Below are 24,926 nucleotides of genomic sequence, written 5' to 3'. Positions count from 1 at the left end.
TTCCTTATTTTCAGCCGCTTAGCGACAAATCAGACCTCTTCGTAAAACTGGCATTCATATTGCAAAACCCTATCAACAATGAAAAGCCAGTACCGGCACAGCATTTCGAACAGGGGGCAAAATGAACTTAAGACGACTGAAATACTTCGTAAAAATCGTCGATATCGGCAGCCTGACTCAAGCGGCGGAAGTGCTGCATATCGCGCAGCCTGCGCTGAGCCAGCAGGTGGCTACTCTGGAAGGCGAGATGGATCAGCAGCTGTTGATCCGCACCAAACGTGGCGTGACGCCAACGGAAGCAGGCAAAATCCTTTATACCCATGCGCGCACCATCCTTCGCCAGTGCGAACAGGCGCAGCTGGCGGTGAATAACGTGGGCCAGACGCTGAGCGGCCACGTATCCATTGGGCTGGCTCCTGGAACGGCCGCATCCTCTATTACCATGCCGCTGCTGCAGGCCGTCCGCGCAGAGCTGCCAGAAGTACTGGTTTACCTGCATGAGAACAGCGGTTCTGTGCTGAATGACAAACTTCTTAGCGGCCAGCTGGATATGGCGGTGCTGTACGACCGCTCACCGGTGGCCGGGATCACCAGCCAGCCGCTGCTGAAAGAAGATCTCTACCTTGTGGGCACCCGCGACTGTCCGGGGCAGAGCGTCGATCTGACGGCCGTAGCAGAAATGAATCTTTTCCTGCCACGTGACTACAGCGCGGTGCGCGTGCGTGTGGATGAAGCGTTCTCCCTGCGCCGCCTGACGGCAAAAATTATCGGTGAAATTGATTCCATCTCCACGCTAACCGCCGCTATAGCCAGCGGTATGGGTGTGACCGTCCTGCCTGAATCCGCAGCACGTTCGCTGTGCAGCGCGGCAAACGGCTGGATGGCGCGCATCACCACGCCTTCGATGAGCTTACCGCTGTCGCTGAATATGTCCGCGCGCGGATCGCTGTCACCTCAGGCGCAGGCGGTAAAAGAGATTCTGATGTCGCTGGTCAGCAAACCGTCTCTGGAGAACCGTGAGCTGCAGCTGGTGAGTTGATATTCCATAAAAGCATAAGATGCTGGTTTTTATTATTTGTTCTGCAGGTCGGCTGACTCTAACAATAGCGTTATGTCAGATGCGCCGGAGTGAATCGTGAATTTCCAGCAACTTAAAATTATCCGTGAGGCGGCCAGGCGGGACTACAACCTGACCGAGGTCGCCAATATGCTTTATACCTCTCAGTCCGGCGTCAGTCGCCATATCCGCGAGCTGGAAGAAGAACTGGGTATAGAGATTTTTATCCGTCGCGGCAAGCGTCTGCTTGGCATGACGGAGCCGGGAAAAGCCTTGTTGACCATCGCTGAGCGGATCCTCAACGAGGCCAGCAATGTGCGTCGCCTGGCGGATCTCTTTACCAATGACGCCTCGGGCGTCCTCACTATCGCCACCACCCACACCCAGGCGCGTTACAGCCTGCCGCCGGTGATTAAAGCCTTCCGTGAACTTTTCCCTGACGTCCGTCTGGAGCTTATCCAGGGCACACCGCAGGAAATTGACGTGCTGTTGCAAAACGGTGGGGCAGATATCGGCATTGCCAGTGAACGCCTGAGCAACGATCCGCTGCTGGTGGCTTTCCCGTGGTTTCGCTGGTACCACAGTCTGTTACTTCCCGTCGACCATCCGCTGAATCAGGTTACGCCCCTGACGCTGGAAGATATCGCGAAATGGCCGCTGATTACCTACCGGCAGGGTATTACCGGACGCTCGCGCATTGATGAAGCCTTTAACCGCAAAGGCTTAACGCCGGATGTGGTGCTGAGTGCACAGGACTCTGATGTAATCAAAACCTACGTCGAGCTGGGGCTGGGCATTGGTCTGGTGGCGGAACAGTCCGGTGGTGAACGCGAGACGGAGAACCTGGTACGACTGGATACGCGTCATCTCTTTGATGCCAATACCGTATGGCTCGGCCTGAAGCGTGGACAACTGCAGCGCAACTATGTGTGGCGCTTTATCGAACTCTGCAACGCCGGGCTGTCGGTAGATGAGATTAAACGTCAGGTGATGGAGCCAGAAGAAGTGGCGATTGATTATCAGATTTAAGCCCCTTATAGCACCCGTCGCCGTCGACAAGAAGCACAAGCCTGCAATTAAAGCAGGCTTTTTTATTGAAACCGTTTAATTTCCTGACCGCTGGTTCTCAAGAATACCCTGATGAATAACGATACCTTGTGACGTCATAAGATTGCTTTATATTGAAATGTTTCTCATATTTTTCATTGGGTTACATATAAGAATAAATAAAGAAATATGATTCTTTTAGATGAGGATAATATTCCCGTGCGGCAAAAAAAGGGCTGAAAAGCCCCATAACACGCCGAGCGAAGCGTTAACTAAAAGGGTATTTTTTAAATGCCGCCTGGTTTTCGAAAACGTCGGCTACCGCCTGAATTCTTTTAAAATCCCCGGCGTTAACGACGTGAGGGATCATTGACTGAATAAATGTCCAGATAACCGTACTGGTGACAGCAACCTGATCGGCCACCGCATTTTCCGGACGGGCTTCCAGCAGCGCGTTCCATTCCCGACAGGCAGCCAGCAGCTGGACGGTAATACGTTCTATCCACGGATTATGTTGTTTCTCCGCCGGGCGCAGGTTGTGTTCGTACACATTTTGCACAGCTTTCTCCGCGGCGGCGAGGATAAAGCCCTGCGTCTGGAGATCGTTCGCCAGTGCATCCGGCGTCACGGGCAGGAGTCTCCGTTCAGGCGCGGCCTGAGCCTCAAAATAATTCAGTATGAGAGACGAGTCCATCAGACGTGTTCCATTCTCCAGAACCAGCGTTGGCGCTTTTACCGCAGGGTTAATCCGGGAAAATTCCTCAAATGTGCTGAATACGGACAACGGCTGGCTTTCAAACGCAACGCCATAAAGTTCCAGGGAGACCGCCACGCGGCGTACATAAGGAGAATCCATCATGCCAATCAGCTTTATCATGATTCCCGTTTTCCTGTCTGTGTGAAAAAACGCTTCATTGAAGATGATAAACAGACATTACAATAAATTCGTTATGGCGAATATCATCAGTATCTTACGGCCTGAGTGAGTATTACTGACAGATTGGCCGGTTAGCGTTTATCAGATTCAGTGTATGAGGGCATGGTTTCATGTCGGATTTTCCACCTATCGCAAGTTTGCGTAGTTTTGAAGCTGTGGCTCGCCTTGGCAGCGTAACGCTTGCGGCGAAAGAGCTTCACGTTACCCATTCCGCCATCAGCCAGCAGATTAAAGTGCTGGAGGAAATGGTGGGGGTGAAGCTGTTTATCCGTTATGGGCGAGGGGTGCAGATCAACGAAGAGGGGCGTCTCTACGCGTTACAGGTGCGCGAAGCACTGAATCATATCGCAGATGCCACCCGGTTAGTGCAGGTGAAACCGAGAATACTGGAACTGACGCTGGCGATGGTGCCGTCTTTTGGTTGTCACTGGTTGTTGCCGCGTCTGGCGCGGTTTCGGGAAAAATATCCACACATCACGCTGCGGATCCAGGCCAGTCTGACGATCACCCGCATGCAGCAGGAAGGGATAGATGTGGCGATACGCATGGGGAAAGGTAATTGGGAAGGAAGCGACTGCCATTATCTTTTTTCAGATGAACTGATTGTGGTTGCAGCACCCGGTTATAACGGCGGCGTCCTCCCGGTAACGCCAACTGAGGTGGCGAAGAGTAAAATCATATTCTCCATGGAGTCGTGGAAAACCTGGTGTTTCAATGCGGGACTGGAAAAAGATATTGTGCCCGCCGGGTTATGCATTAACGACTCAAATTTAGTCCTTGAGGCTGTCAGACTCGGTAAAGGTATCGCGCTGGAGCGTCGCTCTCTGATACAGGATGCCATCACCCGGGGCGAGCTGGTCCAGCTTACCTCTTTCACTGCACCTTATCCCTGGCCTTACTGGCTGGTGACATCGCAGTTAACGGAAGCGAAACCGGAGGTGGCTCTCTTTAGTGAGTGGCTGGATGAGGAAGTGGCGGCCTGGCGTCAGTTGACAGGGGCTGTGGAAAGTAATGGCTAACAGAAAAGCAAAAAGCCTGCTTTAAAAGCAGGCTTTTCAAATTTGGCTCCTCTGACTGGACTCGAACCAGTGACATACGGATTAACAGTCCGCCGTTCTACCGACTGAACTACAGAGGAATCGTGTGAACGAGGCGCATAGTATCGACCTCAGTTCGTCTTGTCAAAGGGGGAAAACGCACTTTTCGTTCGTTTGCCGACAATTTCAGCAAATCGCTGATTTTATAGCAAATTCGCGCTGAAATTACACAGTAAATTGCGCCGCCCGCAGGCGGCGCGCAGGATTAGAACAGTACGGAGTAGTTCAGACCAAACGTACGGCCACGGCCTTTATAAGTATACAGACCTGGTGCACCGTAGGTTGGGCTATACAGCCCCGGCGCACGCTGACCCCAGGCGGTGGTGTAGTCTTTGTCCAGCACGTTTTCCACGCTGAAGCTCACTTTACCCACCGGCAGGTCGTAGCTGCCCAGGAAGTCGACCGTGTTATAGCCATCGATCTTCTTACCGTCGGCATCTGACACGTCAAAGGTCTGCGTACTCTGCACGCGCAGGGTCCAGTCGCCCGGTGCCCAGTTGACCCAGGCGCTGGCTTTCGACGGGCTGGCGCTGTCTACAGTCAGCTTCTCCCATTTACCGTTTTCGCGGGTTTCAGACTTAATGGCGTTAAAGTTCGCGCCGGTGCTCCAGTCGCTGTCGGTGAAGAAATAGTCCACCTGGCCTTCAATCCCGTAGATACGACGCTTGTCGTCTTCGAGGTTGATGGTCATGTCCGTCTTGTTGATGGTGATGGTTTTGTCCGAGAGCGAGTAATACGCCGCAACCTGCGTGCGCAGGTTATCGCCGGTGTAGCGCCAGCCCAGCTCATACGCGTTAACCTTAATGCCGTCCAGCGTCGAGTCGTTAACGTTCACGCTGTTCAGCAGGCGATAGTGCCCGTCGACAAGCTGGTAGGTACCGGAGCCGTAATACTTCGCCAGGTCCGGAATTTCGAAGCCCTGGGAGAAATTAAACCACAGCTGCTGCTGTTCGGTCAGACGGCCAAGGATCCCGGCGTTGAACAGGAAGTTGTTGTAATTGGTTTTCCCGCCCGGTACCGCATCAGCCGATGTGGCTTTCCCGTTAGCGATGGCCTGTTGCTGGGTATAACCAACGAAGTCATCCACCTTGTTTTCGGTGTACTGATAGCGCACGCCGCCGCTCAGGGTAATGGCATCAATGTCGTAGCTGGCCTGCAGGAACGGGGCGAGGTTGGTAATGCTGTAACCCGGGTAACGGCCCACGTTATAGGCGTTCTCCAGATCCATACCGCCGCTTGCTGCCGCTTTGTCCAGATTGAAGAACTGCTGGTTAGCGTCGAAGGTTTCGTGGTCAGCATCCACACCCCAGGTCAGCGTTAAATCATCCATCGGTTTGCTGTTCAGCGTCAGCTTGCCGCCGTAAAAATCGGTTTTCTGCTGCGACGCACCGATGCTGCTCACCACGCCTTTGGTCAGTGTCGGGAACGGGTAGTAGGTCAGGCTTTCGTCACGATAGTAAATCTGTGCGACCAGATCCTGGCCCCAGAAATCGGTGTTGGAGTACTGCAGGTTAATCAGATGCCGCTCTGTGCCCGGCAGGCGGTCAGAGTTCAGGTTGCCTTTATTGTAGGCTTTGGCATCACCCGTAACCGCGGAGAAGTTTTCCCCGAGGAACAGGCCGTGCTTCCCGTCAGACTCGCTCTTGTAGTATTGCGTCGTAAGCTGCAGCTGCTGGTGATCGTCGATGTTGAGGGTGCCTGTTCCCATCACATCCAGACGGTCGGAATATTGTAATCCGGTCTGGGTGTTATCAATAATCACCTCGTTGCCTTTGCCGTCGTACCAGCCGCCGTAGCGCTGATACGATACTGACAACCGGCCAGAGGCATTGTCGTTGCCGCCGCTCACCGCGGCTGACACGTTCTCATCGTGATCGTTATGGCTGTTAAAGCCACTCTTTGCTCCGGTCTGGAACTCCACTTCGGTATCAGGCTGGCCTTTTTTGGTCACGATATTCACCAGACCGCCGGTGCTGCCGCCGCCGTAGAGGGACGTGGCGCCGGAGATCACTTCGATACGGTCAATGTTGAACGGATCGATAGAGTCAAGCTGGCGGCTGTCGCTGCGGGACGAGTTAAGACGCACGCCATCCACCATCACCATCATCGAGCGGCCGCGCAGGTTCATACCGTAGTTGGTGCGGCCCTGGCTGCTGACGTCCATGCCCGGGATCAACTGCGCCAGCACCTCTTTAATCTCTTTTCCACCCTGAACCTGCTGTTCAATCTCAGCACGCTCAATAACCCAAGTAGTCTGCGCCATCTCCGCCACGCTGCGGTGCGCGCGGCTGGCGGAGACAACAATATTTTCTTCCTTTTGTTCTTCCGCCCACGCAGAGGTAGAAAGCATTGCAAGCAAGCAAGGATTTAAAACCCAAAGATGAGAACGTTTCATTGTTATGTAGTTCCTGAATGTGTGTGTCAGTACTCGGTGGTTCTTGCTAAAGATTGATAAACCTGGCTGCTGTCCGGGCGGGGAGTGCTTCGCCAGTGGATCACGCCAGGGGTGGTGGCCAGCTCAAACGGCTCGTCGTCGTGCGCGCGATTCAGAATTCGCGCGGCGCGCCAGGCCATCAGGCTGAGCTGGGGTTCGGCAATGCCAAGACGGTGCATCCCGGCATTCACGGCGAACAGGCGGTTGCTCTGCGGGCCGTCCCATTCAAGGGTGAAATCATTGTTGATGCAGAAGGTTTCGTCGGCGTCCAGACGCAGGCGATGGGAGAGCGGTGCCAGAAACGCAGGCTGCACGGTGCGATAGCCGGTCGCGAAAATCACCACGTCGGTATCAAGTTGTTCACGGCCACCGTCAAGGTGATGCTGTAACGTCAGGCGCTTGCCGTTCTCCTGCTGCGCGATCGCGGTGACCGAGCGAGAGGGCAGGAGGTGTGCCCACGGTTTTTCCCGCAGCACTTCGAAGCGGTGATACATGGCGCGATAAATCGCCAGCAGAGACTCCGTGGTGATGCCGTCGGAGGTCATCTTCTGTTCGTGCAGCATCTGACGACGCGCCTCTTCGCCAAGCGTGGAGAAGCTGTCTACATATTCCGGCGTGAAATACTCGTTGGCGAAAGCCGCTTCATCCAGCGCGTTATAATTGTTGCGTCGGGAAACCCAGTTCAGGCTCAGTGGCTGACCCCACTCCCCGCGGAAGATATTCAGAAACAGATCTGCACCACTCTGACCTCCGCCGACGACGGTGACGCGCTTGCCCGCTAAGTCCGGCGTGCGCAGCATCATCTCGCTGGCGTGGAAGCAGCTGTCATCCTGCGCCGGAGCGCAGTCAGGCAGGTTAATCTGTTTGCCAATTCCTACGCAGACGTGACGCGCCAGGAAGCGATCGCGCTGAGTCACCACGTCGAACAGACCGTTTTTTTCATCAAAACTGACCTGCTGTACCTGCTGGCTGAAGGACAGGTTAGTGAGATTTTCCGCGGCCCAGCACAGGTAATCGGCAAACTCTTCGCGAGAAACGGTACGCTGCTCGGTGGTCAGAAAACGATAGAACTTTTTACGCTGCACCAGATAGTTAAGAAAACTGTGGCGATTGGTGGGTTCCACGGCGCTCACCAGATCTTTCAGGAAGCTGGTTTGCATATGGCAGTCCGGCACCATCATGCCAGGGTGCCAGGAAAAATGCGGCTTGCGTTCAAGAAACAGTGAACTAAAACCGTCCAGTCCCTCAGCCAGTGCGGCGATGCTGAGGTTAAACGGGCCAATACCAATGCCGATGAAATCATACGTTTTCATTGCGCTGACTCCTGGGAGACCAGAAAAAGAGGGTTATCAAGATCGGTGACATAGTTCGGCAACATGCGGCTGCCGCCGTCGTGTTCGGAGAAGGTCAGTTTGACCGGGTTGAGGATCACGCGAATAATTTGCGGCTTAAACAGATCAAACTTCGCAAAGCGTTCGGCGAGATCGGGATGCGCGGCCATATAGCGGCGCAATACCTCGGCCAGGATCTGGTAGAAACGGGTTTCGCTGACGCCGCTTTGCAGGGTAAGGCGTGAAATAAACCGCAGCACCGTGACAAAGTTACCGGTTTGCAGATCGTGAATGATGTAATCCGCACTCAGGCGCGCCGTGACGGACTTCACCTGTTCAGGCAGGCTTGCTGCCTGCGGGAAATCTTCATCCACCAGGCGCATGTCCCCCTGGAAATCTTTCAGCAGGATGCGTTGCGGGATGGCGTCTTTCATCACCAGCGTCACGTTCTGGCCGTGGGCGATAAGCGCCACGCCATAGCGGCAGAGCAGGTGATAGAAAGGGATGACCGTCGCGTCAAAGAGCTTTTCCAGCCAGGCTTCAGCGGCAAAACCGGATTGGGCGATCCATGCGTCAATCAAGGGGCGTCCGGCGTTATCGCTCTCCATCAACGCAGCCATCAGCACCGCTTCTTCACCCTGCTGGAGATAACAGGACGGATTTTCGCGCCAGATAACCCCCAGCATCTCCTGATAGCGGTAAGGCGCTTTCGGCAGCGCGGCGTAACTCGGGTGGGAAAGATACCCGGCCGCGGGCTCGCCAAGCACCTGCGCGCCACAGCGAATAAGCGTGGCATCGCTGGCAAACTGCTGCTGTAACCAGCGTGAGGCCAGCGGGCCAGCGGCAATGTACTTACCCGGAATACCGCGATAGCAGGAGGTGTTGTAAATGGTCAGCGGCAGCTTGATGTCAAACGGCGCGCGGCGGCTGGCATTGGTGAGAGTACGCAACGATTGCTGCGCCAGGTACTCGTCGCCAAACTCGCCCAGCTCAACCATTTCGCCGCGCGCGAGTTGCGCCAGGAAATGGACAGCAATCTTTTGTTGCCACTGCCACGGATGCAGCGGCACGGGCAGCCAGTTATCATCAAGATCCAGCGCCTGCCAGCGGGCATCAAACCGGGCGCGCTCGGCGTTATCCATGGCGCTCGCCAGCAGGGTATTGATATCGCAATCAACATCGCTGCTCCAGACCAGGTGCGCACGTTGCACGGCGACCCAGTGCAGGCGAAAACGGCCACGGTATTCCGGGGCATACTGGCGTAGCGCATCCAGCCCCCAGCCGCGCCGCCCCTTGTTAAAGATAAACTTAGGATGGCCGCTCATCAGGCACTGTAATTCGTCCGGGTCGAGATGAATGAGCGCGTCAGCATCCAGCGTTTCGCGCGCCTGTAACAGCTGAATATCACCCCGCAGCGTGGCATAGAGATCTTCCAGATGCTCCGCGGTCTGCGCGTCGCTCATCTCCAATACCGTCGCAAGCTGCAGCAGTGCAGTTTCTGCGTCCACTGCGTTACCGCTGACGGTGGTCAGGCTCTCGGGGTCGATATGCAGCCAGCCCCAGATCCCGCGCGTGGCCTGGAACTGCCAGGTCTCCGCGCCCATGGTGATTTGCCAGCGATTGTCTGCCAGCTGCCGGGCGCTCAGGGTGCGTTCATATTCCAGCTCGGCGAGGATTTTCGCCACCATGTCGCGGTTCACTTTCTGCCAGTACACGTTCACAGTCCCACCTCGCTGAAGAAGCGGTGACGCTGGTTCATGATGAGGCGCGAGCGTTTATGCGGGAAGTCGAACTCTTTCACGGTTTCGAAACCGGCAGACGAAAGATGGCGGAACAGGCGCTGGTTGTCGAAACGCGGCTCGGCAACGATGCGTGTTGTGCGTGGCTCATCCAGCCACAGATAATGGCTCAGACCGCGCAGCCAGCTGCGGATATACTGCGCGCCGCGCCAGTTTTCTTCCCCAACCAGCATGTGCAGGCCGCGGTCAAACGGCTGCCAGCGATAGTGACGGCCAATACGGTCTTCCGCCGCCCAGTAAATTTCAAAGTAGCCGAACGGCTGGTCATCAAAGCAGCCGATAAGCGGATAACAATAGGTCGAGTCGAGCTGACGGCGCAGGTAATTTTCCTGCTCCGCCTGCGGGCCGGCCATCTCCCAGAAGGCGTTAACGCGCGGGGTGTTCATCCAGCGGGTGAAACGTTCGCCGTCCTGCGCCACATCGGCCACGCGGAAACTCAGGGTGCGTTTAATCTGCGGGTCGTAACGGCGATAGACTTCACCTTGCGGGCGGTGAGGGCGCAGCGGGAAGTAAAGCTGACGGCTTTCATCGAACTGCATGCCGCCGTGGTTCTGGGGCCGTTCTCCCTGCAGCCACAGAGGCAACTGCCAGAACGTTTCGCGCGCCAGATAATCCCCGCTGGCAAGCGTAAACAGCGCCTGCGCCTGCGGTTCATCCTGCCAGGCGGACCAGGGGAGCGTGACGCCGGTCAGTGCCGGCGCGGCGATAAATAGCTGATCCAGCGCGTCGACTAACCAACCTTCCGGGATACCACCCACGCGCTCAAGCACTGCGCTGCCGTCGAGACCTAACGTCAGGGGCAGAGTGTTCTCCGTTGCGGTGCAGCGAAAGCCATAGCCAGAATGGACGATATTCGCGTTTGCCATCACGCCTTCTCCTTGTAAAACGGGTTGCTAAAGTCGAAATAGATCACTGCCGGATCGGCGATGGTGTTTTCGTTGCGATCGTGCAGATAGCAGAAAAAGTTGCCTTTACAGTTCCAGGTTGGGCTGTCGAGCACGTAGTCGAGGCAGCGGGTCTGTTTCGCTGTTTTGCGTAATTCGGCCAGTGCGTCACGCACCTGCGCCATCAGGCTCTCTTCGCTGTCGAAACCGGCGGCGGCGAGGGCGGCAGTCACGGCAAGCGTTGAGTTCAGCAGCAGGTAGTAGGGGAAGTAGCGCAGCAGCTGGCTTTCGCCAAAACGGTTTTCCACATCATGTTCACCCGCCTCTTTTAGCCATTCATCGGCCCCTTCAGTCCAGGCGCTGCCCTGACAATCGCGGTAGATCAGCCCGACGGGGAAATCCTGCTGCATCTCAACGAGGATATTTTGCTGGTGCGCCAGCAGAACCAGGCCGTAATCCGCTTCCGCGCTAAACAGCGGAAGTAAGACGCGATCGCAATACGCCTGCACCCAGCAGCGCGCAGCCTCGGCGAGGGGTAAATCCAGGCGCTGGCTCAGACGACGTACCGCCGCAACCAGCAGACTGTCACCTCCGTCCGGTGCCGCCTGCGTCAGGCTCACCAGTACGTTGGTCTGGCTGTCTGGCGTCTCAAACAGCAGGTTAACGCGCAGGGCCATCAGGCTCTCTTCCTGGATGACGCCATTTTCATCACGCAGCCCCGCCCAGCCGTCTTCCTGCATAACACGCAGGGTCGGGTAGCGTGCCTGTAAGGTCTGCCAGCGCGCTGTCTTAGCCAGACGCGCCAGGCGCATACCGCGTTTAACCTCTTTCACCGACAGCGTGCGCACGGAGTTGGTCAGGCGCACGCTGAGGGAAAACTTGATCATGTCGCTGTTGGTTTCGCTGTACAGCGAGCGCGAGGAGCTGGTGGGCAGCCACTGCGCGCCCGCTTCGCCCAAATCCTGCAGGTCGCCGTTAGCCACAAGACGCTGGCACCAGGCCTGACCCAGCAGATGCTCGGCCTGCCACGGATGCATCGGCAGCAGCCAGCAGGTATCGGTGAAGTGACCGAGGAGCTCAGGGGCACTCTGCGCTGCGAAGCGCAGCAGGCGTTCGCGAAGAGAGACGGCCAGGCAGTCGCCGGCAATCAATTCACGCTTAACCGCAAACCAGCGCAGCGGGAAGCGGGAGGCAAAATCAGGCAAATAGCGGCGCGCTTCACTTTCGTTAAACGGCTCGTGAGATTTGGGGGCCGGGTGAAACGCATGTCCCACCAGCAGCGCCTGTTCTGCTTGGGCAAAATTCAGCGGTTTGTCACGCAGGTTTGCCCAGTTGTGGCGCAAATCTATGGCCTGCCAGGTGTGGGCATGGCTTTCAAGGGCGCGTTGCTTAAAGCGAGCCAGCGTCTCGGTATCGAGTGAGCCTTTAACTGAAGGCTTTTCCAGAATTAAGTCAATCAGTTGCGTGAAAGTGACGGCGTCACCGCTGTCGCTGTCGCGCTGGATAAGCGTCGCCGGAAAGTGATACTGATGATGCTGAGTTGAAGAGAAATAGCGTACCGGAACCCGAATGGCCTGGGTTGAAGAGAGCGGAATATGAATCTGCGATAGCTCATCCGCAACGGTAGCGGGGAGATAGCGCCAGTCCTTCGTTTCACGCAACAGGGCGTTCAAAAAACACTGGGCCGCAACGTCTGTACCGGCGGAGCGGGGCAGAGTACGCATAGGTGTACCTCATTCCATGATTGATAATAATTATCGTTATGATATGCATTCTGTTTACAGTCGCAACTATTTTTGCAATATTTGTTTTCATAAACTTCATGATTTCCACACATTTATTGACACTATGTTCACATTCTCATGCGCACTTACCCTGAAACACTGACGGAAAACCTCACCCCGAAAGCGAACTGGCCACTGGCGTTATGCGCCGGATTGTTAGGTATTGGGCAAAACGGTTTGCTGGTCATGCTGCCGCAACTGGTCACCCTGACCGGGTTATCGCTTTCCGTCTGGGCGGGGCTGTTAATGTTCGGCTCCATGCTCTTTTTACCCGCATCGCCGTGGTGGGGACGCCAGAGCGAGCGACACGGCTGCAAGGTCGTGATGCTGGCCTCGCTAAGTGGCTATCTGGCAAGTTTCGTCGTGATGGCGCTGGTGGTCTGGGCGATGGCAAGCGGGATGATGAGTGCTGTCTGGGGGCTGGCGGGCCTGATCCTCTCGCGTACGCTGTACGGCCTGACCGTCTCAGGGCTGGTGCCCGCGGCTCAGACATGGGCCATCCAGCGCGCGGGTCTGGATAAACGCATGGCCGCGCTGGCGACCATTAGCTCCGGCCTCAGCTGCGGTCGTCTGCTGGGGCCGCCGCTGGCGGCGATGATGCTTAGCGTCAATCCGGTGGCACCCCTCTGGTTGATGGCGATTGCACCGTTTATTGCTCTCCTGCTGGTCCTTCGAGAGGTCGCCGATCCGCCGCTGCCGCCGGTCGCGCATCAGGCGACGCGTGTGCAGGTTTCAATGCTGCCGTACCTTGTGCTGGCGTTGCTTCTGGCCGCACTGGTGAGCCTGATGCAGCTTGGCCTGTCACCGCATCTCAGCCCTCTGCTGGAGGGTAACCCGCGAGAGGTGAGTCATCATGTCGCGCTGCTGCTGAGTCTGGCCGCGCTGGCAACGCTCGCTGCACAATTTCTGGTGGTCCGTCCGCAGCATTTCAGCCCGGTGACATTGCTCTGCCTGGCCGCGGTACTGATGGTGACGGGACTGGGGCTAATGTGTATTGCCGGTCTGGTGTTGTTCTACGTGGGAATTGTCATGACGTCGCTGGGAGCCGCCATGGCGACGCCGGGATACCAGCTGCTGCTGAATGAACGGCTGACCACCGGAAAAGGGGCGGGAGTGATTGCCACCAGCCACACGCTGGGCTACGGCCTGAGTGCGCTGCTGGTGCCTGTCGTCACGCGTTTATTTGGCGAGGTATTTTTAACGCAGGCCGCCTGGGTGATGGCGCTGATGTTTCTGGTGATGAGCTTATGGGTACGGGCGGTCAATCGTACCCATGTCGACCCGTCTTAATGGAGCTGGTGAGATGAATTGCCGGCAGGATCCTCATTTTGCCGCAGACGCAGCAGAGGGTCTTGCTGATAAAACTGACAGAACCGTTGCCACAGGGCCGGGAAACGGGGGGCGAAAAGCTCAGGCGCGCTAAAGAAATATTCTGACAGCACCGCAAAGCACTCCGCAGGATCGGTTGCCGCATAGGCATCGATGCTGGCGGCACTTTCGCCCACCAGATCTATCTCATCCTGGATATTATCCATTGCCGCATGCAGATCGTGTTCCCAACCTGCAACCTCACGAAGCGGGATCAGCGGTACACCGCTGGCACGATCGCCGTTGCGGGTATCCAGCTTATGCGCCACTTCGTGAATGATCAGGTTAAAGCCTGATGCGTCGAACGAGTCCTGAATATCAAGCCAGTTCAGGATGATCGGTCCTTGCTGCCAGCTTTGCCCGGACTGCACCACCCGCTGGTTATGCACCAGGCCGAAATCGTCCTGCCATTCATCGTCCACCACGAACGGTGCAGGGTAGATGAGTACTTCATGGAAGCCATCCAGCCACTCAATACCGAGTTCCAGTACCGGCAGACAGAAAAGCAGGGCGATACGTGCGTTTTTCAGGGGATCCAGCTCGAAGCCCTGCAGCGGAACCAGACGTTTTTGCTGCAAAAAGCGATCCGCCAGTTGAACCAGTTTTGATTGTTCATCCGGCTGAAGATTAGCCAGAACAGGGATCGCCAGCGCTTCATCCCACGGCAGCGCCATATTTCGGCCAGCGTCATTCGTTTTCCAGGGCCACTTAATCATCGCTTTGCTCGCAAACTCGTCACTTGAACAAAAGGGGAAGGTAAGGTTCTGTTAAAATGCCAGACATTCTGCCACCAGGGCAACTCCAAACAGGAGAGATGTGGAGGGGATCCTACACCTTTTCTGCATGCACGTTATCATTTAGGTCACGGAGTGGGTAGTGCTTTGAAAAACTGACGTTCGTTTTGTGACTCTGGTCGTCAAGCGTAAGCGCAATGAACGTTCTCTGCGCCTGTCGTTGCCTTTACTTTGTCTCACAGGTGAGACGCTTTCCTCTGAAGCACGGTCAATGCTAAAGAGGTTTATTATTATTTGTGTAAGTATTTAGCAGGCAATTTTATTCTACGGAAACTCTTATTGATTCATCGTAAATACACAAAACGTCCTCTATTTAAGGCTTCACTATAACGTATTAAAAGCCGTCATTTATGTACGCTTAAAGGAATATTGATGCTATAGAGTGGCGGCATTTTTATTGCTATGGTTTGACGGTCAGCAAAACGATGTTGTTGATACCCATTATTTCTACCTGATAATTCACGGTGCTAACGCGCTACGTATATTAATGGAGAATATATGCTGTTCAGAAAAATCGCTTTCGTTGCTGTTCCTTTACTTTTTTCCTCCGTTGCATGGGCTGATGTTGGTGCGCCATGTTGCCCTTTCAGCGATGAAAATCTGAAAGAAAATATCAAGCCACTGGATCATTCTCTGGAAAAAATCCTCAAACTGAAAGGCGTTTCTTATACCTGGAAAGAGGATAAAACAGGGGATGTCGGCTTAATTGCTCAGGATGTAGAGAAGGTGTATCCGGAGCTGGTTAAAACTAAAGGTGAAATAAAACAGGTTGATTATCAAAAGCTTGTCGCGCCATTGATTGAAGCCGTACGTGAGCAGCAGAATGAAATCAACGCGCTGAAAGCAGACGTCGCCCAATGTGCACGTAAAGCAAACTAGTCGGTTTTTGGTGTACGCCCGCCGTGTAACCATTGCGGGCATTTCTTGTGTTGCGTAAAAAAGACAGTCTTTTGATGAGTAACAGGGTGAATGCCGGAAAAAGCCGACAGATCTGAGTGTGTTATAAGAGATAGAATTTATTCCTCTTTTAATTTCCGGAAGCGACCTATTACGTGCATTAGTTTTATCTTATTGCCCATTTGAAATAATGAACTTATTGATATTCTGAAAAAGACCCATTTTGTCTCGCCAGGAGAGTCATCTCTTTCACCAAATTATCGACCTCGTCGAATGATGACATCCTGAACGCTATATTGATAAGATTATTTCTCTGGGAATTATGGATAATAAATTACTCACACAGTCTCTCATTGCCGCAGGTCTGATTGCGGCAATTCCTTACGCCAGCGCGTCCAGCAATGGTTTTGACGCACGTAGCTCCGCCATGGGCGGGGTCGGTGTTGCATCGGCACACTTCGGTGCTGCCCCTCTGACCAACCCGGCGCTGCTGGCGACCTCTCGCGAGCAGGATAAAATAAGCCTGATTGCACCGTCAATCGGTGCGCAGGCCAGCGATCCGGCGAATCTGATTGATGGTTTTGATGACGTAACGACGGCATGGGATAACCTGGAAAACGCACTAGGCAGTGGCAATGAGGCGGAAGCTGCTGGCAAACTGGCTGATACCGTAGCGGGCCTGGCGGGTGAACATGCCTATGCGAGCCTGGGGTTAAGCATGGTGCTGGCGGTGCCGGATGACGAATTACCGGTGGCCTTATCCGTCAACAGCTGGGCGAAAGGGCATGCACGCGCCCTGGTCAGCCAGTCTGATTTGGATTATCTGGATGATGTCGCCAAAGGTATTATCATTCCGGGAAAAGATGACCTTGATAAACTCACTTCCCGTGCGGAAGGCATGGCGGCGCTGGTGACGGAATATGGCGTGACGGTTGCGCATCCTTTTACGCTCGGCGAACTGCCGGTGGGTGTTGGGATCACGCCTAAAATCCAGCGTATTGAAACCTGGAACTATAACGTCGCCATTAATAATTATGATTCATCGGATCTGCGCGACGGCAACTGGCAGCATCAAACGATGAGCGCCAATATTGACGCAGGCTTTTTTGCCTCCGTCACGCCAGAGTGGATGGTAGCCCTTTCCGCGCAGAACCTGTTTGAAAACAAAGTGAAAACGCGTGAAATCAACGGTTATCAGCCGGCGTTTATCATTCGTCCCGAGCTGACGGCTGGTACGGCCTGGAATAACGAGCGCGTAACCCTGAGTGCAGATATCGACCTCACCCCGGTGAGCAATTTCCAGTATGTCGATAAAAACCAGTATGCAGCCTTTGGGGCAGAACTGCGTGCGGCGGACTGGGTGCAATTGCGGGCGGGCTACCGGCTGGATATGCGCGGTAACGATCGTCGTGTTGTCACCGGTGGGGTTGGCTTATCCGCCGGAGAGGCCATGCAGTTTGATTTAACGGCTATGGCCGGGCGAGATCGCACGATTGGCGGTGTTGCACAATTTACGTTCCATTTCTGATCGAATAAAGGCCACGGGAGTGGCCTTTTTTCAGCTGTCATCATCATGATTTACCCTACTTCTGCCATTTATTATTTCAGGTGGTTTACGTGAAAAAAGAAACAAATGATGGAATAAAAGTTTATACACCGCTCGCATTGAAATTCTATGACTGGTGGGTGTTAAACATATCAAATCGCTACGCCTGGAAATGCGCCACAGAGCGTCATCTTATTCCGTATTTCAGAAACAACATGAGAAATCATCATCTGGATATCGGGGTGGGAACGGGGTTCTACCTGAATTATGCCCCGTCCCTTTGCACTGTATCTTTGTTGGATTTAAACAGAGCAAGTCTCGATGCGGCAAATACTCGCGTGGGCAGAGACAGGATCAAAGAATCTATTCTTCATGATGTTTTCAATCCTTTTCCATCTCATCTGCATGACCAGTTTGATTCTGTTTCTCTGTTTTATCTGCTTCATTGCCTGCCCGGCACGATGAAAGATAAATCCCCGGTTATCCGCAACGCTGCCACTGCATTAACCGATGAAGGCTGCCTGTTTGGCGCGACCATCCTCGGCGACGATATCGGCCATAACGCTTTCGGGCGTAAACTGATGACCGTTTATAACAAAAAAGGCATATTTTCTAACAGAACCGACAATATCGAGGAGTTGCAGACGATCCTGTCAGAGGCTTTTCATCAGGTTGACATTAAAGTAGAAGGTAAAGTCGCCCTGTTTAAGGCTGCGAATAAAAAACAGGCCGCATACCGGTGAATTAATTTCAGTGAATTGTCTTTTTACCGATAAAAGATATGCGTGGATACCATTATATTAAGGGGAACGTTGGTTTCCGCGTCGCGTTCTAAACGGACAAAGGCTTTACCGGCTCGCCGGTAAAGCCTTTTTTAATGGCTGGAGTGATAATTCACCGTCAACTGATTGCTCAGTATGGTCAACGGGGAACGAAGCGTCCCTGCTTCAGAGGCATGATATTCAAACCGAAACGGTCCTTCTGGCGCAATCCCGGCCGGGAGGGGCATTTCTCCCGCCCACCCGGCTAATCTCACACAGCGTGCCGCGTTGCACAGTCGAATACGCAATCCTGAAGGCGTAAGGCCATCCGTTTTTATCTTCCAGTGAACAGTCGTCGCGCGTGCCTCAGGAGGAAGGGGAGAAGGGCTATGGAGCGGTTTACTTTTTACGGACTGTTGGCCGCGCGTCATCGTACCGCCAAAGCTCTCGCTGCTCCAGCTGCCGCTGGCGGCCAGCGCCCACGGCGAGATCAGAAGGAGTCCCGCCAGATACGGTTTACTCATCCTTTGCCTCCAATCAGGTAGGTCATACGCACGTTACGCTGGGTATTGATCTCCTGACTGGAGAGCACCGCCAGTTGAGGGAAGATGCGGCGCAGATAACGCGACAGCATCAGCCGCAATGCGGGGTTCACCAGCAGTACCGGCGGTGCGCCTAATCCTTCCTGATGCAGCAGCGCTTTTTCTGTCTGTTTCATCAGGTTTTCGGCAATCCCCGGCTCGATGGCGCTGCCGCTCTGGGTGGCCTGTATCAACAACTGCTCCAGCGAGAGATCAAGGCCAATCAGCTGAATATCGTCCTCGCCGGGGAACCATTGCTGCGTAATGGCACGAGAGAGGCGCGCACGTACGCGGGCGGTCAACTCATCAGCATCGCTTTGCGCGGTGGCAAACTCGGCCAGCGTATCAATAATGGTGCGCATGTCGCGGATTGGCACACGCTCTGAAAGCAGGTTCTGCAGCACTTTATGCAGGGTGGTGAGGCTAATGACCGCCGGGATCAGATCCTCAATCAGCTTCGGCGACTGTCTGGCGATTTGGTCGAGCAGCTGTTGCGCCTCCTGACGACCAAACAGCTCGTCGGTATGGGTGCTGATCAGATGGTTGAGGTGCGTCGCCACGACTGAACTCGGGTCGACGACCGTGTAGCCCAGCGTCTGCGCCAGTTCGCGATGGACTTCGTCAATCCACAGCGCCGGGAGGCCAAAGGTCGGCTCCGTGCACGGCGTGCCAGGCACTTCACCCTCGGCACAGCCTGGGTTGATCGCCATCCAGCGGTCTGGTTGTACCTCGCCGTGGCCAATATTGACCCCTTTGAGCAGAATGCGGTAATGCGTCGGGGCCAAATCCAGGTTATCGCGAATATGCACGGCAGGAGGCAAGAAGCCCATCTGCTGGGCAAATTTCTTGCGGATCCCACGCACACGTGTCAGCAACTGGCCCTGCTGCTCATGATCCACCATTGGAATCAGTCGGTAACCGACTTCCAGACCCAGCATGTCTTCCATTTGTACGTCGGACCACGTGGCTTCGTTCACCTGGGCCACCTCGGCGTCGGTAATGTCTGAATTTGCCTGCGCCGTGCTGGATTTTTTCGTCTCACCTTCGCGGCCACGCAACCACCAGGCGATGGCCAGTAACGTCACGGTAAACAGCAGGAAGACAAAATTCGGCATTCCGGGGATCATGCCCAGCATTCCAATGACGCCTGCGGCGAGAACAATCACGCGCGGAGAGGTAAACAGCTGGCCAACCATCTGCTCACCCACGTCCTGATCGTTTGCCACGCGGGTCACCACCACCCCTGCGGCGGTAGAAATCACCAGCCCGGGGATCTGCGCCACCAGCCCATCGCCAATGGTCAGCAGGGTGTAGGTTTCACCTGCCAGACCCACGGTCATATCATGTTGCATGACGCCGATCACCAGTCCGCCGATGATGTTGATCGCCATAATCAACAGTCCCGCGATGGCATCACCGCGCACAAACTTGCTGGCACCGTCCATCGAGCCGTAGAAATCAGCTTCCTGTGTGACCTCTTTACGACGGCGTTTGGCTTCGTCTTCTCCAATCAATCCGGCATTAAGATCGGCGTCAATTGCCATCTGTTTACCCGGCATTCCGTCCAGTGAGAAACGAGCACCAACTTCTGCGATACGTCCTGCACCTTTCGTGATGACCATAAAGTTAATGATGATCAGGATGACAAAGACGATGATCCCGATGGCGAAGTTGCCGCCCACCAGGAAGTGACCAAAGGCCTCCACTACCTGGCCTGCCGCTTCGGAACCGGTATGACCGTTCATCAGGATCACACGCGTGGAGGCCACGTTTAGCGCCAGGCGCAGCAAGGTCGAGAACAGCAGGACCGTAGGAAAAGCGGAAAACTCCAGCGTGTTCTGGGTAAACATGGCGACCAGCAAAATCATGATCGCCAGGACGATATTGAAGGTAAACAGCAGGTCCAGCACAAAGGTGGGCAGCGGCAGGATCATCATCGCCAGGATGGTCATGATCAATACCGGCCCGGCCAGCACTTGCCACTGGGTTTCCTTCATGTTGGGTAATCGTAACTTGGTGGCGATATTGGCCATCACTCTCTACTCTCTTGTACAAAATCCATCGTCGCGGGGACGGGAAGATCTTTAGGTGTCAGCGGACGTGAGCCATAGCCTTTACGCCAGCGCTTCAGGCCATAAACCCAGGCCAGCACTTCGGCCACCGCGCTATACAGCTCGGCGGGAACCGGCGTGCCCGGGTCACAATGGCGATACAGGGCGCGCGCCAGTGGCGGTGCCTCCAGCATGGGAACCCGGTTCTCTTCGGCCAGCTCGCGAATACGCAGGGCAATCAGCCCACTGCCGCTGGCAACCACCATCGGGGCGCCCATTGCTCCCTCCTGGTACTTCAGGGCCACCGAATAGTGGGTCGGGTTGTTCACCACCACATCGGCGGTGGGAACATCGGTCATCATTCTTTGCTGCGCCATCTGACGTTGCAGCTGGCGGACTCGTGCTTTGATCTGCGGGTCGCCTTCCTGATTTTTGAATTCGTCTTTGATCTCTTTGAGGCTCATGCGCAGCTTCTTGAAGTTGCTCCAGAGCTGGTAAATCACGTCGAAGGCCACCATCGGGATAAGCGATAAAATAATGACCAGCATGCAGCCAATCAGCAGGGCGCTGATATCCGCAAGCGCCATGCCCAAAGGTTCAAAAATCAGGTTGATAAACTTCGCTTTGTTCAACCACAAAAACAGCCCGCCACCGATCCCCGCCAGCAAAACCTTCAGAATGCTCTTCACCATTTCCGACACCATTTGGCCGGAGAACAGACGCTTAATGCCGCTCAGGGGGTTGAGCTTCTTAAGGTTAAATTTGATGGCTTTGGCACTCATATTCAGGCCGCCAATAATTGACGGCGTGACGAGGGCAGTAATAAACAGCCCGCCGACGAACGGCAGGATCGCCAGAAACGCCATTCCCAGTAACGCGGCCGCATGGTGCAACATATGCTGAGGATCGCTGACCAGCAGCCGGTCGAACGTTAAGCCGTTATGCAGCAAATGCTGCAGTTGCGTTGCCAGGTAATTTCCGCCCACGAGCAGCAACCCCCATCCTGCCAGCAGCATGGAAAGGCTTGTCAGCTCGCGCGAGCGGGGAACCTGGCCCTCTTCACGCGCTTTTTGCTTTCGGTGGGGTGTGGGGTCTTCTGTTTTTTCGCTGTCGTTTTCTTCTGACATGGCATAAGCCCGGCGTGATTAGAAGCCGAGTGACTCCAGCAAATCGTCCACCTGCTCCTGCGAGGCGACAATACCTTCCACGCTGGTATCAATCTGTGGACCGTTTTTCAGATGATCGTCACCGTTTTCAGCATCGGCATCGCGCTCGGTCATGTTCTCAACCAGAACGCTGATAAGCTCTTTTTCTACCGTCTCGATAACCTGCATCAGGCTTTGCAGTACCTGGCCGGTCAGATCCTGGAAATCCTGAGCCATCATGATTTCGGTTAACTGACGGTTGGTCTGCTGAGTGATATCCGGCACGGTGTGCAAGAACGTACGGGTCGCTTTTACCAGTTCACGGGCCTCGTCAAGCGGCTGTGGCTCCTCGAACCATGCATCCCAGCGTTCGGTCAGTTGTGACGCGTTCTCGCTTAACCCTTCCTGAAGTGGACGCGCCACTTCTACGCTGGTGAGGGCACGATCGGCGGCCTGAGAGGTTTTACCTACCACGTAGTTCAGGCGGTCGCGTGTGTTAGGGAACGCGTCAGCCACCTCCATGATAGCCTGCTCCAGCCCGAGGTTGGCCATGCTGTCGCGCAGCAGGCGGGTCAGTTGTCCGATACGTAAAAAGATATCTTTGGCGTTATCCGCCTGCATATTTAACGGGGTGCTCATCATCGTTACCCGAGTTTTTCAAAGATTTTGCCCAGCTTTTCTTCCAGCGTAACGGCGGTGAAAGGCTTGACGATGTAACCATTCGCACCCGCCTGAGCGGCCGCGATAATGTTCTCTTTTTTCGCTTCAGCGGTGACCATGAGCACGGGCAGTTTTGCCATGCCGGCATCGGCGCGAATGGTTTTAAGCAGCTCGAGTCCGTCGACGTTCGGCATGTTCCAGTCGCTTACTACGAAATCGAAATTGCTGGCACGCAGTTTGTTGAGCGCATCCTGACCGTCTTCGGCCTCATCAATGTGCTTGTAGCCCAGATCCTGCAGCAGGTTACGTACGATGCGTCGCATAGTGGCGAAATCGTCCACCACCAGAAAACGCAGGTTTTTATCTGACATGGGTGAAACTCCTTAACGTCTGACATCCTTTGTGGATGCATTTTTATAATGAAAACTGTCCAGCAGGCACTGGCTGATATCGTCAAGGTCGACGACCTTTTTCGCGCCGCCGAGGGCGATAGCTTCGCGGGGCATACCGAAGACCACACAGGTTGCTTCGCTTTGCGCCAGCGTAAACGCACCGGTTTGCCGCAAATGCAGCAGACCACGCGCGCCATCGGCGCCCATGCCGGTCAGGAGCGCGGCGCTGGCATGTTTGCTGGCCTGACGGGCCACTGAATCAAACAGAACATCCACCGACGGACGGTGGCGGTTGACCGCGGGCGCATCGCTGAGCCTCACCCGATAGCCATTGTCCTGGCCGATGATTTCCATATGCCGATCGCCTGGCGCTATCAGGGCCGTGCCGGGCAAGACGGGCTCACCGTCCTGCGCTTCGCGCACGGCAATCTGGCACAAGGAGTCAAGGCGTTGGGCAAACGAGTGAGTAAACCCTGATGGCATATGCTGGGCGATAACGATCCCCGGGGTGCTGACGGGAAGCGGCATCAAAACCTGACGCAGGGCTTCGGTACCGCCCGTTGATGAGCCTATTGCAATAATGCTTTGCTGGCGGACAGGTATTCCGGCCAGTATGGGACGAGTGCGCTGACTGCGCAGGTTCAGCTTTGCGCGAGCGGCAATGCGGATCTTCTCGACCACCTGTTGGCCCCAGCTCTCAATGTTTTCTGCGGCGCGATGTTCCGGCTTAGGCAGAAAGTCGACCGCACCGTGTTCAAGCGCGCTCAGGGTGGCCTTTGAGCCTCGCGTGGTCAGGGAGGAGATCATAATGACCGGCATGGGGCGCAGGCGCATCAGGCGGGAGAGAAACTCCAGCCCATCCATACGCGGCATGTCAATATCCAGCGTCAGCACATCCGGATTCAGCTGTTTGATCAGCTCACGTGCAATAAACGCATCCGGCGCTGTTCCTGCCATTTCCATATCAGGCTGCTGATTCACTACCGCGCTTAGCATGTTACGCATCAGGGCTGAATCATCGACCGCCAGCACGCGAATTGGGCTCACCGTATTGTCTCCGTCAGTTCATATACCGACTGCCCGCGCAGGCGCAGCGGAATATGTGAATGCGTAAAGTGTTCTGAATGGCCCACAAACAGCAGACCGCCCGGCTTAAGTAAGCGGGCAAAACGCTGCAACAGACGCTGCTGGGTCGTCGCGTCGAAATAAATCATGACGTTGCGGCAAAAAATGGCGTCAAAGGGACCCGGTACGGACCACGTCTCATCCAGCAAATTAAGTTGCTGATAATGGATAGCCGACAGCAGTTCCCGCTTCGCTTTGACCCACTCACTGTTATCCCCTGCGCCACGCAGAAAATAGTGGCGCTTTTGCGCCAGCGTCAGGGAATCCAGATCGCTCAGGCGATAGACACCGGCTTCCGCTTTGGTCAGCACGTCAGTGTCGATATCCGACGCCCACACGCGCGGCCCGCCGATGGCGGCCCCCAGTTTCTCATCCAGCGTTATGGCGATAGAGCAAGGTTCTTCGCCGGTAGACGCGGCGGTACACCAGACGCGATAGCCGTTGCCTCGTGTGCGCGCATGTTCCGCCAGAATCGGAAAGTGATAGGATTCGCGGAAAAAGGAGGTCAGATTAGTGGTGAGCGCATTAATAAAGTTTTGCCACTCCGGATGTTCTGAATGCGATTCAAGCAGGCCGATGTACTCGCTGAAGCTGGTGAACGCCAGCGTACGGACGCGACGCGAGAGACGATTAAAAATCATCTCTCGCTTTTGGGCGTTGACGACAATTCCCGCGCGCTTATAAATTAATTTGCCGACACGCTGTAATTCGCTGTCAGATAAAGAGAGCGTATTAAGGGATAAGCGTGCAGGAATGCTGTTAATTTCACTCATAGAAAGTGGATTGGCCTTAAACCGGGGTGTTCATTATTTCCTGATAGGCGCCGATCATTTTATTCCGCGCCTGCATGCCAAAACTGAATGAAATAGAAGATTTCTGCATTGCCAGCATTACATCATTCAGGCCGATATCGCTACTTCCGGACATCCATTGCTGTGTTTTGGTTTTCGCATCGACCTGCGTTTTATTTATTTCATTAATGCTGTTAAATAACGCATCAGAAAACGAGGGCATGTCGCCGTGCGAGGTTTTACGCAGGTTCGACGGGCCACTGACCTGCTGCGTCTGCGTCTGAATTTGATCGAGTACGCCACGCATTAAAGTTGCTGACATTGTTCAATTCCTGATTGAAGAGATAAAAAACGGGTGTTGGTTGCACATCTTTTAAACGTCGACAGCTTAACACGTGAATAAAAACGTCAGAAAATCCAATAAGCCGACAGAACTTTGAGCTTA

At 54.9% G+C, this 24,926-nt stretch carries 22 protein-coding genes and 1 tRNA gene; 7 read left to right on the top strand and 16 right to left on the bottom strand.

Annotated features, from left to right (window positions below):
* The first annotated feature begins 121 nt into the window (after positions 1-121).
* Positions 122-1,039: a nitrogen assimilation transcriptional regulator NAC gene (gene nac, locus BH714_RS10695; RefSeq protein ID WP_014170773.1), complete on the top strand. Its 918-nt coding sequence runs from the start codon at positions 122-124 to the stop codon at positions 1,037-1,039.
* A 96-nt stretch (positions 1,040-1,135) separates the two neighbouring features.
* A complete protein-coding gene (gene cbl / locus BH714_RS10690; RefSeq protein WP_025203722.1) occupies positions 1,136-2,086 on the top strand; it encodes an HTH-type transcriptional regulator Cbl in 951 nt (316 codons plus the stop codon).
* 286 nt (positions 2,087-2,372) lie between these two features.
* Here cbl and BH714_RS10685 read toward each other — a convergent pair whose 3' ends face one another.
* Positions 2,373-2,981: a glutathione S-transferase family protein gene (locus BH714_RS10685; protein ID WP_040017921.1), complete on the bottom strand. Its 609-nt coding sequence runs from the start codon at positions 2,979-2,981 to the stop codon at positions 2,373-2,375.
* Positions 2,982-3,151: 170 nt separating this feature from the next.
* Here BH714_RS10685 and BH714_RS10680 point away from each other — a divergent pair, with 170 nt between their 5' ends.
* Positions 3,152-4,060, top strand: coding sequence for a LysR substrate-binding domain-containing protein (locus BH714_RS10680; RefSeq protein WP_040017920.1), 909 nt, complete (start codon positions 3,152-3,154; stop codon positions 4,058-4,060).
* 43 nt (positions 4,061-4,103) lie between these two features.
* Here BH714_RS10680 and BH714_RS10675 read toward each other — a convergent pair.
* The 6 genes from BH714_RS10675 to BH714_RS10650 all read right to left on the bottom strand — a co-directional run bounded on the left by BH714_RS10675 (position 4,104) and on the right by BH714_RS10650 (position 12,310).
* Positions 4,104-4,179: transfer RNA gene (locus tag BH714_RS10675), tRNA-Asn, on the bottom strand.
* Between the two features lie 164 nt (positions 4,180-4,343).
* A complete protein-coding gene (locus tag BH714_RS10670; protein WP_014170770.1) occupies positions 4,344-6,533 on the bottom strand; it encodes a TonB-dependent siderophore receptor in 2,190 nt (729 codons plus the stop codon).
* A gap of 26 nt (positions 6,534-6,559) precedes the next feature.
* Positions 6,560-7,885: a lysine N(6)-hydroxylase/L-ornithine N(5)-oxygenase family protein gene (locus tag BH714_RS10665; protein WP_020883310.1), complete on the bottom strand. Its 1,326-nt coding sequence runs from the start codon at positions 7,883-7,885 to the stop codon at positions 6,560-6,562.
* Positions 7,882-9,624, bottom strand: coding sequence for an IucA/IucC family protein (gene iucC, locus BH714_RS10660; protein ID WP_040017918.1), 1,743 nt, complete (start codon positions 9,622-9,624; stop codon positions 7,882-7,884). The genes BH714_RS10665 and iucC overlap by 4 nt, the downstream gene beginning before the upstream one ends.
* Positions 9,621-10,568: a GNAT family N-acetyltransferase gene (locus BH714_RS10655; protein ID WP_040017917.1), complete on the bottom strand. Its 948-nt coding sequence runs from the start codon at positions 10,566-10,568 to the stop codon at positions 9,621-9,623. Before BH714_RS10655 ends, iucC begins: the two co-directional genes overlap by 4 nt.
* A complete protein-coding gene (locus BH714_RS10650) occupies positions 10,568-12,310 on the bottom strand; it encodes an IucA/IucC family protein (protein WP_040017916.1) in 1,743 nt (580 codons plus the stop codon). Before BH714_RS10650 ends, BH714_RS10655 begins: the two co-directional genes overlap by 1 nt.
* Before the next feature lie 138 nt (positions 12,311-12,448).
* Here BH714_RS10650 and BH714_RS10645 point away from each other — a divergent pair, with 138 nt between their 5' ends.
* Complete coding sequence (locus tag BH714_RS10645) at positions 12,449-13,660, top strand: MFS transporter (RefSeq protein WP_040017915.1); 1,212 nt, start codon at positions 12,449-12,451, stop codon at positions 13,658-13,660.
* Here the strand turns inward: BH714_RS10645 and mtfA are convergent.
* The gene (mtfA, locus tag BH714_RS10640; protein ID WP_014170764.1) at positions 13,657-14,454 is read right to left on the bottom strand and encodes a DgsA anti-repressor MtfA; all 798 of its coding nucleotides are present in this window, start codon (positions 14,452-14,454) and stop codon (positions 13,657-13,659) included. The genes BH714_RS10645 and mtfA overlap by 4 nt on opposite strands.
* A gap of 576 nt (positions 14,455-15,030) precedes the next feature.
* On the opposite strand from mtfA, the gene BH714_RS10635 reads away from it, so the two are divergent.
* From BH714_RS10635 to BH714_RS10625, 3 genes are all read left to right on the top strand, one after another.
* On the top strand, positions 15,031-15,411 hold the full coding sequence (locus BH714_RS10635; protein WP_025203729.1) for a tail fiber domain-containing protein: 381 nt from the start codon (positions 15,031-15,033) through the stop codon (positions 15,409-15,411).
* Between the two features lie 340 nt (positions 15,412-15,751).
* Positions 15,752-16,957: a conjugal transfer protein TraF gene (locus BH714_RS10630; protein ID WP_040017913.1), complete on the top strand. Its 1,206-nt coding sequence runs from the start codon at positions 15,752-15,754 to the stop codon at positions 16,955-16,957.
* 89 nt (positions 16,958-17,046) lie between these two features.
* Complete coding sequence (locus BH714_RS10625; RefSeq protein WP_040017912.1) at positions 17,047-17,718, top strand: class I SAM-dependent methyltransferase; 672 nt, start codon at positions 17,047-17,049, stop codon at positions 17,716-17,718.
* A gap of 131 nt (positions 17,719-17,849) precedes the next feature.
* On the opposite strand, the gene BH714_RS10620 is transcribed toward BH714_RS10625, so the two are convergent.
* The 8 genes from BH714_RS10620 to fliE are packed head-to-tail and all read right to left on the bottom strand — an operon-like array spanning position 17,850 to position 24,803.
* Positions 17,850-18,260 carry a flagellar protein FlhE gene (locus BH714_RS10620; RefSeq protein ID WP_040017911.1) on the bottom strand — a complete coding sequence of 137 codons (411 nt, stop codon included), beginning with the start codon at positions 18,258-18,260 and terminating at the stop codon, positions 17,850-17,852.
* Positions 18,257-20,350 carry a flagellar biosynthesis protein FlhA gene (gene flhA, locus BH714_RS10615; protein ID WP_040017909.1) on the bottom strand — a complete coding sequence of 698 codons (2,094 nt, stop codon included), beginning with the start codon at positions 20,348-20,350 and terminating at the stop codon, positions 18,257-18,259. Before flhA ends, BH714_RS10620 begins: the two co-directional genes overlap by 4 nt.
* Entirely contained in the window at positions 20,350-21,495 is a 1,146-nt protein-coding gene (gene flhB, locus BH714_RS10610; protein WP_040017908.1) for a flagellar biosynthesis protein FlhB, read from the bottom strand. Before flhB ends, flhA begins: the two co-directional genes overlap by 1 nt.
* Positions 21,496-21,513: 18 nt before the next feature.
* Positions 21,514-22,155 carry a protein phosphatase CheZ gene (gene cheZ, locus BH714_RS10605; protein ID WP_040017906.1) on the bottom strand — a complete coding sequence of 214 codons (642 nt, stop codon included), beginning with the start codon at positions 22,153-22,155 and terminating at the stop codon, positions 21,514-21,516.
* Between the two features lie 2 nt (positions 22,156-22,157).
* A complete protein-coding gene (gene cheY, locus BH714_RS10600) occupies positions 22,158-22,544 on the bottom strand; it encodes a chemotaxis response regulator CheY (RefSeq protein WP_025203737.1) in 387 nt (128 codons plus the stop codon).
* Positions 22,545-22,556: 12 nt separating this feature from the next.
* Entirely contained in the window at positions 22,557-23,612 is a 1,056-nt protein-coding gene (locus BH714_RS10595) for a protein-glutamate methylesterase/protein-glutamine glutaminase (protein WP_025203738.1), read from the bottom strand.
* A complete protein-coding gene (locus tag BH714_RS10590) occupies positions 23,609-24,463 on the bottom strand; it encodes a CheR family methyltransferase (protein WP_025203739.1) in 855 nt (284 codons plus the stop codon). The genes BH714_RS10595 and BH714_RS10590 overlap by 4 nt, the downstream gene beginning before the upstream one ends.
* A gap of 16 nt (positions 24,464-24,479) precedes the next feature.
* Positions 24,480-24,803, bottom strand: a complete 324-nt coding sequence (gene fliE, locus BH714_RS10585; RefSeq protein WP_040017905.1) for a flagellar hook-basal body complex protein FliE — start codon at positions 24,801-24,803, stop codon at positions 24,480-24,482.
* Positions 24,804-24,926 lie beyond the last annotated feature (123 nt).

Origin of the sequence: Enterobacter ludwigii (genome assembly GCF_001750725.1) — a bacterium.
Lineage (GTDB): Bacteria > Pseudomonadota > Gammaproteobacteria > Enterobacterales > Enterobacteriaceae > Enterobacter > Enterobacter ludwigii.
The sequence above is the reverse complement of the archived record's forward strand: the minus strand, read 5'-3'. Positions and strand labels throughout refer to the sequence as shown.

Excerpts from the sequence above, each read along its gene's own strand:
- BH714_RS10645 (WP_040017915.1), top strand. The coding sequence starts at position 12,449 with ATGCGCACTTACCCTGAAACACTGACGGAAAACCTCACCCCGAAAGCG.
- flhA (WP_040017909.1), bottom strand. The coding sequence starts at position 20,350 with ATGGCCAATATCGCCACCAAGTTACGATTACCCAACATGAAGGAAACC.
- flhB (WP_040017908.1), bottom strand. The coding sequence starts at position 21,495 with ATGTCAGAAGAAAACGACAGCGAAAAAACAGAAGACCCCACACCCCAC.
- cheY (WP_025203737.1), bottom strand. The coding sequence starts at position 22,544 with ATGTCAGATAAAAACCTGCGTTTTCTGGTGGTGGACGATTTCGCCACT.
- BH714_RS10665 (WP_020883310.1), bottom strand. The coding sequence starts at position 7,885 with ATGAAAACGTATGATTTCATCGGCATTGGTATTGGCCCGTTTAACCTC.
- BH714_RS10680 (WP_040017920.1), top strand. The coding sequence starts at position 3,152 with ATGTCGGATTTTCCACCTATCGCAAGTTTGCGTAGTTTTGAAGCTGTG.
- mtfA (WP_014170764.1), bottom strand. The coding sequence starts at position 14,454 with ATGATTAAGTGGCCCTGGAAAACGAATGACGCTGGCCGAAATATGGCG.
- BH714_RS10670 (WP_014170770.1), bottom strand. The coding sequence starts at position 6,533 with ATGAAACGTTCTCATCTTTGGGTTTTAAATCCTTGCTTGCTTGCAATG.
- BH714_RS10635 (WP_025203729.1), top strand. The coding sequence starts at position 15,031 with ATGCTGTTCAGAAAAATCGCTTTCGTTGCTGTTCCTTTACTTTTTTCC.
- BH714_RS10590 (WP_025203739.1), bottom strand. The coding sequence starts at position 24,463 with ATGAGTGAAATTAACAGCATTCCTGCACGCTTATCCCTTAATACGCTC.
- BH714_RS10650 (WP_040017916.1), bottom strand. The coding sequence starts at position 12,310 with ATGCGTACTCTGCCCCGCTCCGCCGGTACAGACGTTGCGGCCCAGTGT.
- BH714_RS10630 (WP_040017913.1), top strand. The coding sequence starts at position 15,752 with ATGGATAATAAATTACTCACACAGTCTCTCATTGCCGCAGGTCTGATT.
- cheZ (WP_040017906.1), bottom strand. The coding sequence starts at position 22,155 with ATGATGAGCACCCCGTTAAATATGCAGGCGGATAACGCCAAAGATATC.
- BH714_RS10655 (WP_040017917.1), bottom strand. The coding sequence starts at position 10,568 with ATGGCAAACGCGAATATCGTCCATTCTGGCTATGGCTTTCGCTGCACC.
- fliE (WP_040017905.1), bottom strand. The coding sequence starts at position 24,803 with ATGTCAGCAACTTTAATGCGTGGCGTACTCGATCAAATTCAGACGCAG.
- nac (WP_014170773.1), top strand. The coding sequence starts at position 122 with ATGAACTTAAGACGACTGAAATACTTCGTAAAAATCGTCGATATCGGC.
- BH714_RS10685 (WP_040017921.1), bottom strand. The coding sequence starts at position 2,981 with ATGATAAAGCTGATTGGCATGATGGATTCTCCTTATGTACGCCGCGTG.
- BH714_RS10620 (WP_040017911.1), bottom strand. The coding sequence starts at position 18,260 with ATGAGTAAACCGTATCTGGCGGGACTCCTTCTGATCTCGCCGTGGGCG.